Raw genomic sequence first — 11,292 nt, 5'->3', positions numbered from 1 at the left:
GAGGCTGCGCCTCCTCGAGCAGCCCAACCTCGGAGGCTCTGGCGGCTTCTCGCGGGCCATGCTGGAGACGATCGACGTCGACCACAGCTCGTACGTGCTGCTGCTCGACGACGACGTCGTCTGCGAGCCAGAGGGGATCGCGCGTGCGGTGGCCTTCGCCGACCACGCGAGGCGCCCGACCATCGTGGGCGGTCACATGTTCAGCATGTACCAGCGCTCGGTCCTGCACGCTTTCGCGGAGGTCGTCATCCCGTGGCAGTTCCGTTGGGCTGCAGCCGATCCCACGCGGCACGACCACGACCTCGCAGCGTCGAACCTCCGCTCGACGCCGTGGCTCCACCGTCGGATGGACGTGGACTACAACGGCTGGTGGATGTGCCTGATCCCGGTCGACGTCATCCGCGACGTCGGCCTGTCACTCCCGCTGTTCATCAAGTGGGACGACGCCGAGTACGGCCTGCGGGCCTCGGCCGCGGGCTACGCGACGGTGTCCCTGCCAGGGGCCGCCGTCTGGCACGTCCCGTGGACGGACAAGGACGACAGCGTGGACTGGCAGGCGTACTTCCACGCGCGCAACAGGTTCGTCGCGGCGCTGCTGCACTCGCCGTTCGCCTTCGGCGGTCGGATGGTGCGCGAGAGCCTCGCGATCCAGGTCAAGCACCTGCTGGGGATGCAGTACTCCGCAGCCGCCCTGCGCCAGCTGGCACTGCGTGACGTGCTGGCAGGCCCGGAGCGACTGCACGCGGAGCTCCCGCTCAAGCTGTCGGAGGTCCGGGCTGCGCGGGCTGACCACCCGGACGCCCAGGTGCGGCCCGACCCCGAGGAGTTCGCCGCAGTGCGCCGCGGCCGACCCCGCAAGCGCGACCTGGTCACGGCGCGCCCCGCGGGTTCGCTGGCCACCGTCACCGCGGCCGTTGGCGGCCTGGTGCGTCAGGCGCTGCCCGTGCGGCCGTCGGCGGGCGAGCACCCAGAGCGACATGTCCCCGCTGCGGACGCCGGGTGGTGGTCCCTGTCGCGACTCGACTCGGCCCTCGTGTCGACCACGGACGGCACGGGCGTCTCCTGGCACCGGCGCGACCGCGGGCTGGCGCTGCGGGCCCTGCGCGAGAGCGCGGCGCTGCACCAGCGGCTGCTCCGGGAGTGGCCGACGCTCGCCCGGCGCTACCGCGCGGCCCTGACCGAGCTCGCGGGCCAGGACGCGTGGCGCAAGACACTCGAGGCGGCTCCCCACCGGGACGAGTTCGCGACCGGCACCGCGACCGGCACCGCGACCGGCACCGCGACCGGCATCGCAGGGGGGACACGGCGGTGACCGCGGCGGTGGAGGCCTCGCCACTGGTCGTACAGGGACGCGGCGGGGGACTGCGCGAGGCGCTCCAGCGGCGGCACCTGCTCTCGCTGCTGGTGCGCAAGGAGCTGCGCGTGCGCTACCGGGCGTCCGTGCTGGGCCTCGGCTGGTCCTACGTCAAGCCGGCGGTCCAGTTCGCGGTGTACTTCGTGGGGATGGGCCTGCTGCTGGACCAGCGGGCGATCGGCGACTACGCGGTCTACCTCTTCGGCGGGCTGGCGGTGGTCACGACCTTCAGCGAGGCCGTGGGAAACGCCACGCGGTCGGTCGTGGTCAACGGTGACCTCGTACGCAAGATCTACCTGCCGCGCGAGCTGTTCCCGCTGTCGAGCCTGTGCGTCGCCGCCGTGCACCTCGCGCCCCAGCTCGTCGTGCTCGCGGTGGGGGCGCTCGCCGCCGGCTGGCGCCCTGACCCGGTCGGGATCGTGGCCCTCGTGGCTGCCGTGGTCCTGTCGTTCGCGCTGGCGCTCGGCTGCGGTCTGCTGCTGGCGGCCCTCAACGTGCTGTTCCGCGACATCGAGAACGTCGTCGACCTCGTCCTGATGGTGCTCGTGTGGGTCTCACCGGTGCTCTACCCGTGGCAGCGGGTCGCCGGGCTGCTGGGCGAGGACTCCTTGGCGACCCAGCTCTACCAGGCGAATCCGCTCACCGTTGCGGTCGAGCTCATGCACCGCGCGACGTGGGCGAACGCCTCGGACGCCAACCTTGCCGCCCTGCCGCCGCACCTGGCCCGCGACACCGCCGTCGCGTTCGCCGTGGCCGGTGGCCTGGTCGTCCTGGGGCAGCTCGTCTTCCGGCGGCTGACCGGGCGCTTCGCCCAGGAGCTCTGATGGGTCGGTCATCGGCCGTCGAGGTGGACGGCGTCAGCAAGCACTTCCGCCTCCGCAGGACGCACTCGCTCAAGGAGAGCCTGGTGTGGGCGGTCCAGGGGCGGGCCCTCAGGGACGACTTCACGGCCCTCTCCGGCATCGACCTCCAGGTGCCACAGGGGGAGTCCGTGGCGCTGCTCGGGCGCAACGGCTCGGGCAAGTCGACGCTGCTCAAGCTCGTGGCCGGCGTGATGGCTCCCGACGCCGGCGAGGTGCGTGTCCGGGGCCGGGTGGCCGGGCTCCTCGAGGTCGGGGCTGGGCTGCACCCGGACCTCACCGGCCGCGAGAACGTCTTCCTCAACGCCTCGATCCTCGGCATGGCCGCCGACGAGGTGCGAGCCCGCTTCGACGACATCGTCGAGTTCGCCGACGTGGGCGACTTCCTCGACACGCAGGTGAGGTTCTACTCCTCCGGCATGTTCCTGCGCCTGGCGTTCGCCGTGGCGGTGCACACCGACCCCGACGTCTTCCTCGTCGACGAGATCCTGGCGGTGGGGGACGAGCCGTTTCGGGCCAAGTGCCTCGAGCGGATCGAGCGGCTGCGCGGTGAGGGACGCACCCTCGTGGTGGTCAGCCACGACCTCGACCTCGTGTCGCGGCTGTGCACCAGGGGCGTCGTCCTCTCCTCGGGCCGCGTCGTCGCCGACGGACCCGTCGCGCAGACCGTCGCGGCGTGGCGGGCGGCCTGATGGGGCAGTGGGCCGCCACCCTGCCCGCCGTCGGCCTCGCCCTCGCGGTGCTCCTCGTTCCCGGGCTCGGTGCCGCCTACGCGGCTGGGCTGCGCGGCATACCGGCGTGGGGCCTGGCTCCGCCGATCTCGGTGTCGGTGGTCGCGGTGGCCGCGGTGGTGGCGGCCGCGGTCGGGGTGCGGTGGAGCCTCGCGCCGGCGGCCGTCACGGCGCTGGCGGTGGCTGCGGCGGCCGGTGCGTGGGGACGGGCCCGGCGCCTGCCGGCGCCCGACTCAGGAAGCCTCGTGCTCCTGCCCGCGGCGGCCACAGCCGGGGCCGCCGCCCTCGCGGCAGGGGCGGTGGTCCTGGGCGTCGGTCGACCCGACAGGTTCCCGCAGACCTTCGACGCCGTCTTCCACCTCAACGCCGTCGCGCGCGCCGTGGAGACCGGCAACGCCTCCAGCCTGGCGCTGGGCACCCTGACCAGCCCCGAGCGCTCGTCGGCCTTCTACCCCGGTGCGTGGCACGCCATCACCGCGCTCGTGGCGTCGGCGGGCGTGGACGTGGCCGCCGCGGCCAACGCCGTGTCGCTGGCCATCGCCGCGGTCTGGCCGCTCGGATGTCTCTTCCTCGTCCGGCAGGCCCTGGGCCGCAGCCTGCCCGCGCTGCTGGTGGCCCCGGTGGTGTCCGTGGGGCTCGGTGCGGCACCGTTCCTCCTGCTGTCCTACGGCACCCTGTGGCCGAACGCCCTCGCGACGCTGCTGCTGCCGGCCGCACTGGCCACCGGTGCCGCCTTGACGGGGCTGGCCTCCGACGACGCGTTGGGGCGCGGGCACGCGTGGGTCGCGTCCCTGGCCGTCCTTCCGGGGCTCGCCCTCGCCCACCCCAACGCCGTGGTCACCACCGCCGTGTATGCCGTGGTGCTGGCCACCGGGGCGCAGCTCGCCCGGGCGGCCGGCCGTCCCGCCCGCGGCGGTCGTCGTCGCCTGGTCCGGGTCGCGGCGGGCTGGGCCGGCTGCGCGGCGCTGGCGGCCGTGGTGCTGTGGGGCATCGCGGTCTCTCCCTTCTTCGCGTCCACGCGCGGCACCGACTGGCCGGCGCGCCAGACGGTGGCCCAGGCCGCGGGCGAGGCCCTGCTGTTGGCGCCCCAGCGGCTGCCGGTCTCCGGCGCGCTGGCCCTGCTGGGACTCGTCGGGCTGGTGGCGGCGCTGCGCCGGCCGCGGCTGTGGTGGCTCGTGGGCTGCCACGCCGTGGCGGCGGCGCTGTTCGTGCTCGCCGCAGGAAGCGACTCGGAGCTGGCGCAGTCGCTCACCGGCCCCTGGTACAACGACGCGTTCCGCTTCGCGGCCCTCCTGCCGGTGACCGGGGTGCCCCTTGCCGTCCTGGGCTTCACGGTCCTCGGGGAGGGGGTGGGGTCGGCGTGGTCGCGCGCAGGGGCACCGGCACGGCCATGGGCATGGTCACGCCGCCTGCCGGCCATGACCGCGTGGGGGGTTGGCGTGGCGTTCCTGGTGGTGGTCACGCAGGGCGTCAACCTGCGCGAGAACGCCGAGGTCGTCGGCACGTGGTACCGCAGCCAGGCACTGGTCAGCGGCCCGGAGCGGGAGCTCCTCGACCGGCTCGACGCCGTCGTGCCCGCGGGAAGCCGCATCGTCGGAAACCCCTGGAACGGATCGGCCCTGGCCGAGGCGGTCGGCGGACGGCAGGTGCTCTTTCCGCACCTGAACGGAGCCTGGGGCCGGGACCGGGTCACCGTCGCCAGCTCGCTGGCCGACCTGTCGGACGACGCGGCGGTGTGCCCTGCGGTGCGCAGGCTGGGTGCCGACTTCGTGCTCAGCGGCCCGAGCACCTTCTGGCCAGGGGACCGGCGGCAGCTCCAGTACGCGGGGCTGCAGGTCCAGGGCAGGCGCGGGTTCGAGCCCGTGGCCTCGGGCGGACGCCTCACGCTGTACCGGATCACCGGCTGCCGGACGGTGGCGGCCTCGCCCGGCCCCTGAGCGCGTCGGCCTCGCCCGGCCCCTGAGGGCGCACGCCGCGGCGACTCCTGGACCATGCCGGCCCCCCGGCGGGCGCCCCCGAAGCCGCCGCCATTGACCGCGTCTCGGTCCCGCGTGACCATCGAGGCGTGGACGAGCACGAGGCACGGGCCATGATCCTGGACCACTTCGAGCACCGGGGGCGAGACGAGGTGCGGGCGTCCGACCTCTACGCCGAGGACGCCGTGCTGGAGTTCCCGCAGGGTGGGGAACGCATCCGCGGCCGCGAGAACATCATCGCGCTGCGCTCGGCCTTTCCCGTCACCGTGACGTTCGAGAACTGCCGGACCCGGGGCAGTGGGGACCTGTGGGTGAACGAGTACACGGTCCACTACAACGGCGACCAGCCGCACCTCGTCGTGGGTCTGATGGAGTTCCGGGACGGAAAGGTCGCCCGCGAGCGGATCTACGTCACCGAGACCTGGGAGCCGCCGGCGTGGCGCGCCCGGTGGGTCGAGCCGATGGGGGAGGAACCTGCACCCGACGCGGGGTGATCTCCCTGACGGGCGACTCACGGCGGTCCCCGAGCCGTCCCCTGTCTAGGCCGCGGAGGTGAGCGCAGCGGCGACGAGGGCGGCCGCCTCCTCGTTGGTGCGATGGTTCTGGTGCAGCTCGTACGCCTCGAGCCGGGGCGCCCGGCTCGGGAGCAGGGTTGCCAGCCTCTCCCTGAGCAGGTCGTCGCTCAGGTCGAAGAAGTGCAGGAGGAAGCCCTCGCCCTTGGTGAGCAGGCCTGCGTACGAGGCGGTCAGCGTCCGGAGGGCCTGCTCGGGCTCGACCGGGACGAGGCGCGGCGAGTGGAGCCCGAGGTCGAAGACGGGGGTGAGCAGGACCTGCAGAGGCGCGGCGGGGGTGATGGAGGTGCCGAAGAGCCCGGCCAGCTCGGTGGGCAGCAGGTGGACCTTCTCGGAGCGCTGCCTCAGCTGCTCCGGGGTGTTGGTGGCGGCGATGCGCTGCACGTCATCGGCGCCCAGGTGCGGGAAGAACGACTCTGCGGTCCCGGAGAGCCAGCTGAGCACCTGCGGCTGGACGATCGCCGACCCGACGCGGATGCCTGCCTTGCCGGGAAGCCCGCGCACCTCAAGGTGCGCCCCGGCGCCGCGGACCAGGAACTTGTCGATGGCCACGAGCTCGCAGCCGTCCCGCGCCAGCAGGTTGAGCAGGGTGCTCGTCTTGCCCGAGGCCTTCTCCCCGGCGATGCAGATCGCCCGGCCGTCCCGTGCCACGCAGGCCGAGTGCATGGGGACCCACCCCCGTTCCAGCAGCAGCCACTTGGCCAGTGCCCGGAGCGTCTGCATCCCCTCCTCGCGCCGCACCTCGAGGTTGCCCGACGTGGCCAGGACGACCCCCCGCTGCCGCCTGAACAGGACGAGGTACACGTCCTCCTCGGGCGTGACCTTCGTGGCCCTGGTGTGAACCACGGTGACGTCCTCCGTCACGGGGATGTCGGCGTAGTCGTTCCTTCCCAGCTCGGGTCCTCGCGGCGCGAGGCCCTGCAGCGCGGCATACAGGGCAGCATCGGCGGTGCTGTAGACCGAGGCATCCGCGGTTCCGGTGGTTGTCGGCGTGAAGTACCCCTCCAGGAAACGCGTGATCCACCCCGCCGTGGAGTCCTCGTCGCTGTGGTACGCGGTCGAGACGCCGCCGAACGCGAGACACGTGCGGTGCCCGCCTTCCTGGAGGTCACCGATGACCCGTTCTGCTGCTCGGGTGATCGCTTGCGGGTCCACTGCACGACTCCTGCCTCTCGGCGTGCTACCAGTGTGGCGCAGCGACTGCACGCCGGCAGGCCGATCGGGTGGGACGCTCATCCGTTGCCGGCTCGACGGTGATCCACGAGTCCGCCGGAACAACCACGGGATGAAAGGCGCCTCCCACCTGCGCGGGACAGCGGGTACTGCTAACGTCTGATCATGCGCTCAGATGAGAAGGTCGCGGGCCTGGACGCGTGTGCGGTGGAGAGCGTCCACCCGGAGAAGGTCCAGCTGGTGCGCGACGCCACCCTTCCGGAGGCCGACCTGCTCCGGGCCTCCGCCATGTTCAAGCTGCTCGGCGACCCGACCCGCTCCCGGCTGCTGTACGCGCTGCTCGAGGCGGGTGAGCTGTGCGTCTCCGACCTCGCGGCGGCCACCGACACCCAGGAGACCACGGTGTCCCAGGCGCTTCGGATGCTGCGCGCGTCCGGCGTCGTGGCCGGTCGGCGCGAGGCTCGGCTGGTCTACTACCGCCTCGCCGATGCCCACGTGCGGATGCTGCTCGACCTCACCCGCGAGCACATCGGTCACGGCACTGGCCCCTCTCGTGCCGCGGTGGGGACGGGCTCGTGAGCGCCGGGCACGGACTCGTGAGCGCCGGGCACGGCCACGAGCACGCCGGCGCGACGCACCGGTGGCGGTTGCGGATCGCGTTCGGCCTCGTTGCCGGCTTCTTCGTCGTCGAGCTCGTCGCCGGGCTGGTCGCGGGGTCGCTGGCCCTGCTCTCCGATGCCGGGCACATGGCCGCCGACGTCGTCGCTCTCGGGGCGGCCTTGGTCGCCACCCGGATCGCGGGTCGGCCGGACACCACCGGGCGCCGCACCTTCGGCTCCTACCGGGCAGAGGTCTTCGCCTCCGGGCTCGCCGCGCTGCTCATGATCGGGGTCTCCATCTACATCGCCCTCGAGGCGGTCGCCCGCATCGGCGGCTCGCCCGAGGTCGCCTCGGGTCCCATGCTCGTCGTCGGGGCCCTCGGTCTGGCCGTGAACCTGGTCGCCCTCGTGCTGCTGCGGGGTGGGGCGGGGGAGTCCCTGAACGTCAAGGGCGCCTACCTCGAGGTGGTGGCAGACACCCTCGGGTCGATCGGAGTCATCGTCGCGGGCCTCATGGTCGCCGCGACCGGCAGCGCATGGTGGGACACCGGCATCGCGCTGGCCATCGCCTGCTTCGTCGCCGTGCGTGCCGTGATGCTCGGCCGGGAGGTGCTCGCGGTCCTGGGCCAGCACGCCCCCGCGGGGATGAACCCCGACGAGGTCGCGGGCGCGCTCGGGGAAGTTCCGGGTGTGCGCGACGTGCACGACCTGCACGTGTGGACCCTGACGTCGGGCATGAACGTGGCCACCGCGCACCTGGTCACCGGCCCGGATGCCGATGCCCATGGAGTCCTCGACCAGGCCCGGCAGGTCATGCGCGCCAGGTTCGGCGTCGAGCACGCCACCTTGCAGGTCGAGCCTGACACCCACACCGGTTGCAAGGAGCTGACCTGGTGACCTGGACGGTTCTGGACAGCCCGCAGCGGCGCGCGAGGCTCATGCGCCGCGCCCAGCTGGTCCCGCGCCGACGCGGTGGCTGCCCCCGTCATCCGACGGCACCTCCGGTTCCGCGTGGGGCGAGGGAGTGACACCTGCTGCGCTGAGAGCACTGACACCGAAGGGCGGGAGCGCCATGGGTTTCCAGGGAGCGATATGAACGTAGATCCTCGAGCACTCGATGACGCGGTCGCCGCCGAGGCGTTCACCGGCGTCGCGACGGTGGATGTCGCAGGCCACCGCATCCTCGAGCGATGCGAGGGCTTCATCCACCGCGCGCTCCGGGTGCCGATCACTTCAGGGGTGCGGATCGCGATCGCCAGTGGCAGCAAGGCGTTCACCGCCCTCGCGGTGATGCGTCTCGTCGAGGACGGCGTGCTGCGGCTCGACCAGCCGGTCCGCGGAGTGATCGGCGACGACCTGCCGCTCATCGACAACGGCGTCACGATCGAGCAGCTCCTCACCCACACCTCGGGAATCGGCGACTACCTCGACGAGGACAGCGACTGGCAGGCATCCGACTTCGTCCTGCCCCTTCCGGTGCACACGCTCACGACGGCTGAGGCGTTCCTGCCGATGCTTCAGGGGCACCCGCGGAAGTTCGCCCCTGGCGAGCGGTTCGGATACTGCAACGGCGGGTACATCGTGCTCGCGATCATCCTCGAGCGGGCGACCGGAAGCACGTACCACGACGTCGTGCGGCGCCTGGTGCTCGAGCCTGCGGGCATGGAGCGCACCGCATTCCTCCCGCTCAACGACCTGCCGGCCGATGCCGCACACGGCTACGTCTCCAACGAGGGCGACCTCGTGAACACGCTGCACCTCCCGGTGCTCGGCAACGGCGACGGCGGCGCGTTCACGACCGCGGACGACCTGCACCGGTTCTGGCTGGCTCTGCTCGACGGTCGCATCGTCTCGCGGGAGGCCGTCGCCGAGATGATCCGCCCGCGCCACGACGTGCCGGACGAGGGGATGCGATACGGAATGGGGTTCTGGATCCATCGGACGCACCCGGCGCTCATCCTGGAGGGGTATGACGCCGGCGCGTCGTTCCGGTCTACGCACATCATCGACGCCCAGACGACGGTGAGCGTGCTCGGGAACAGCTCGGAGGGCGCCTGGCCGGTGATCGCAACGCTCGCGCGGGCGATCGACGCCGACCTCGGGTGACCTCGGCGTCCCGGCCAGCGGGCGCCGACCTCCACACCCGGGAGTCGTCGCAGCTCGGATCCACGCAAGGCCTCTCGAGGCCACCCTCCGACGAAGTGCTGGGGAGGTTGCCGCAGTGGGCGACCTCCACCTAATATCGCCATATGGCGATGACAACGCAAAAGGGCGACCCTGTTCTGGTGCCTGGGGCGGCCGAGAGCGTGGCGCTGTCTGCTGCAGCATGCCTGTTCCACGGCTTCAGCGACCGGTCGCGGCTGACCATCGTGCAGCACTTGGCGCTGGGTGAGCACCGGGTCGTCGACCTGACCAGGCACCTCGGCTTGGCGCAGTCGACCGTGAGCAAGCACCTGCTCTGTCTGCTCGACTGTGGCCTGGTCACTGTCCGCCCGGAAGGCCGTGCGTCGGTGTACGCCTTGGCCCACCCGGAGGCGACGATGGACCTGCTGCGGGCGGCGGAGACTCTGCTGGGTCTGACCGGTGACGCCGTGCAGCTGTGTCCGCGCTACGGCAAGGAGCAGACGCGATGAGCGCCACCGCTGCTTCCGCCGTGTCGTCACGGACCGCCGAGCAACGTCTGCGGCTTGGCCGACGCGCACGGCTGCTGGCCGGTGCGTCCGTGACCTACAACGCTCTCGAGTGCGTCATCGCCCTTGCCGCCGGCCTGGCAGCCTCATCGGTGGCGCTGGTCGGCTTCGGCCTGGACTCCCTGGTGGAGGTGTCCAGCGGGTTGATCATCCTGTGGCAGTTCAGCCACCGCATGCCCGAGGATCGGGAGCGGGTGGCCCAGCGGTTGATGGCCCTGTCGTTCTTCGTGTTGGCCGCCTACGTCGCCTTCGAGTCCGGGCGCGGGCTGCTGTTCGGTGCCGAGGCCGACACCTCGCCCGTGGGCATCGGCCTGGCCATCGCGTCGCTGATGGTGATGCCGTTCCTGTCCTGGGCCCAGCGTCGTACCGGTCGGGCGCTCGGCTCTGGCGCCGTGGTGGCCGACTCCACCCAGACGCTGCTGTGCACCTATCTCTCCGCGGTGCTGTTGGTCGGCCTGGCACTCAACGCCACCCTCGGCTGGAGCTGGGCGGACCCAGCGGCGGCCCTGGTGATCGCAGCCGTCGCCCTGAAGGAGGGGCGTGATGCCTGGCGCGGCGAGGGGTGCTGCGCACCCGGCGGCGGGCACCAGGCGGAAGCCTCGCAGGGCGCGGGCTGCGACGACGACTGCTGTGCCGGCAGCAGCAGCCCCAGCAAGACCGAGTCAGGAGCACTGGGCCTGTCCACCATCCCATCAGAGAGAAGCAGATGAGCATGCGCGGCCCGATGCTTCGGGTCGTCTCGACTTCCGGGCCTTGGCGGGCGATGTGTTGGGTACGCTCCGCTGCATGGCGGATAGGGCTCGAGTGCGTTCGTGGCTCATGCTGGCCGCCCTTGCAGTGGTTGCCCAGCAGTCCCTGACGGTCTACCCAGACGCGGGCTTGGCTCCGCACCTCTTCTGGCTGGCGCTGTCGATGTTCTTGCTGGTTCGCATCTATCGACACGGAGACGTGGCTCGGCGGGTCTTCCTGGTCATTGCCGCGATCGGAGCTGTGCTGGTTCTTCCGGGGGCTGCAAGCGAGCCCTTCCGGGTCGTGCCCCTTGCGGTGGCCTACGTCGTGCAGGCAGTGGTCATGCTGACGCCCGCTCTGGTCGCCTGGACTCGGGGGTCCGCGCCGGCCTCGAGAGAACAACTCACGCTGAGCTAGAACCGCCGCTGCTAGAGGGCGTTCCGCCAGTGGGTGGGTCGCCCCTGTTGTTGCGCGGGGTGCGGTGGGGTGCATGCAGGCCGCGAAGCGCCCGCAGCGCGGGACCCATCGCGGGGCCCCGCGCCGCGGCAGAGCCGCGCTTGATTCCCATGTGCCACAAATGCGCCACCGCGGCGAGATCGAGGCGTCTC

12 protein-coding genes are annotated in these 11,292 nt (G+C 72.1%); 11 read left to right on the top strand and 1 reads right to left on the bottom strand.

The annotated features are described in order from the left end of the window. From VIB11_RS14555 to VIB11_RS14535, 5 genes are all read left to right on the top strand, one after another. A partial coding sequence (locus tag VIB11_RS14555; protein WP_332032000.1) for a glycosyltransferase occupies positions 1–1,312 on the top strand: 1,312 nt, incomplete at its 5' end. Then, positions 1,309–2,178, top strand: a complete 870-nt coding sequence (locus tag VIB11_RS14550; protein ID WP_332031999.1) for an ABC transporter permease — start codon at positions 1,309–1,311, stop codon at positions 2,176–2,178. The genes VIB11_RS14555 and VIB11_RS14550, both read left to right, overlap by 4 nt. Continuing rightward, the gene (locus tag VIB11_RS14545) at positions 2,178–2,906 is read left to right on the top strand and encodes an ABC transporter ATP-binding protein (protein ID WP_332031997.1); all 729 of its coding nucleotides are present in this window, start codon (positions 2,178–2,180) and stop codon (positions 2,904–2,906) included. The genes VIB11_RS14550 and VIB11_RS14545 overlap by 1 nt, the downstream gene beginning before the upstream one ends. Further along, positions 2,891–4,882 (top strand): DUF6541 family protein, encoded by a 1,992-nt coding sequence (locus VIB11_RS14540; RefSeq protein ID WP_332031995.1) that lies wholly within the window; start codon positions 2,891–2,893, stop codon positions 4,880–4,882. Before VIB11_RS14545 ends, VIB11_RS14540 begins: the two co-directional genes overlap by 16 nt. Before the next feature lie 128 nt (positions 4,883–5,010). Beyond that, a complete protein-coding gene (locus VIB11_RS14535; protein WP_332031993.1) occupies positions 5,011–5,415 on the top strand; it encodes a nuclear transport factor 2 family protein in 405 nt (134 codons plus the stop codon). Between the two features lie 45 nt (positions 5,416–5,460). On the opposite strand, the gene VIB11_RS14530 is transcribed toward VIB11_RS14535, so the two are convergent. Further along, on the bottom strand, positions 5,461–6,648 hold the full coding sequence (locus VIB11_RS14530) for a hypothetical protein (protein ID WP_332031991.1): 1,188 nt from the start codon (positions 6,646–6,648) through the stop codon (positions 5,461–5,463). Between the two features lie 183 nt (positions 6,649–6,831). Here VIB11_RS14530 and VIB11_RS14525 point away from each other — a divergent pair, with 183 nt between their 5' ends. The 6 genes from VIB11_RS14525 to VIB11_RS14500 all read left to right on the top strand — a co-directional run bounded on the left by VIB11_RS14525 (position 6,832) and on the right by VIB11_RS14500 (position 11,101). Continuing rightward, complete coding sequence (locus tag VIB11_RS14525) at positions 6,832–7,245, top strand: metalloregulator ArsR/SmtB family transcription factor (RefSeq protein WP_332031989.1); 414 nt, start codon at positions 6,832–6,834, stop codon at positions 7,243–7,245. A gap of 17 nt (positions 7,246–7,262) precedes the next feature. Continuing rightward, positions 7,263–8,162, top strand: coding sequence for a cation diffusion facilitator family transporter (locus VIB11_RS14520; protein ID WP_332032004.1), 900 nt, complete (start codon positions 7,263–7,265; stop codon positions 8,160–8,162). Positions 8,163–8,357: 195 nt separating this feature from the next. Further along, a complete protein-coding gene (locus VIB11_RS14515) occupies positions 8,358–9,371 on the top strand; it encodes a serine hydrolase domain-containing protein (RefSeq protein WP_332031987.1) in 1,014 nt (337 codons plus the stop codon). Positions 9,372–9,520: 149 nt separating this feature from the next. Then, positions 9,521–9,898: a metalloregulator ArsR/SmtB family transcription factor gene (locus tag VIB11_RS14510; protein WP_332032002.1), complete on the top strand. Its 378-nt coding sequence runs from the start codon at positions 9,521–9,523 to the stop codon at positions 9,896–9,898. Further along, on the top strand, positions 9,895–10,665 hold the full coding sequence (locus VIB11_RS14505) for a cation transporter (protein WP_414695849.1): 771 nt from the start codon (positions 9,895–9,897) through the stop codon (positions 10,663–10,665). The genes VIB11_RS14510 and VIB11_RS14505 overlap by 4 nt, the downstream gene beginning before the upstream one ends. Positions 10,666–10,741: 76 nt before the next feature. Continuing rightward, the gene (locus tag VIB11_RS14500) at positions 10,742–11,101 is read left to right on the top strand and encodes a hypothetical protein (protein WP_332031983.1); all 360 of its coding nucleotides are present in this window, start codon (positions 10,742–10,744) and stop codon (positions 11,099–11,101) included. Positions 11,102–11,292 lie beyond the last annotated feature (191 nt).

The organism is Pedococcus sp. (assembly GCF_036554925.1).
Lineage (GTDB): Bacteria > Actinomycetota > Actinomycetes > Actinomycetales > Dermatophilaceae > Pedococcus_A.
Note: the sequence above shows the minus strand (reverse complement) of the source record. Positions and strands in the feature narration are given on the sequence as shown.

Coding starts and splice junctions, on each gene's coding strand:
- VIB11_RS14515 (WP_332031987.1), top strand. CDS start 8,358: ATGAACGTAGATCCTCGAGCACTCGATGACGCGGTCGCCGCCGAGGCG.
- VIB11_RS14500 (WP_332031983.1), top strand. CDS start 10,742: ATGGCGGATAGGGCTCGAGTGCGTTCGTGGCTCATGCTGGCCGCCCTT.
- VIB11_RS14525 (WP_332031989.1), top strand. CDS start 6,832: ATGCGCTCAGATGAGAAGGTCGCGGGCCTGGACGCGTGTGCGGTGGAG.
- VIB11_RS14510 (WP_332032002.1), top strand. CDS start 9,521: ATGACAACGCAAAAGGGCGACCCTGTTCTGGTGCCTGGGGCGGCCGAG.
- VIB11_RS14505 (WP_414695849.1), top strand. CDS start 9,895: ATGAGCGCCACCGCTGCTTCCGCCGTGTCGTCACGGACCGCCGAGCAA.
- VIB11_RS14545 (WP_332031997.1), top strand. CDS start 2,178: ATGGGTCGGTCATCGGCCGTCGAGGTGGACGGCGTCAGCAAGCACTTC.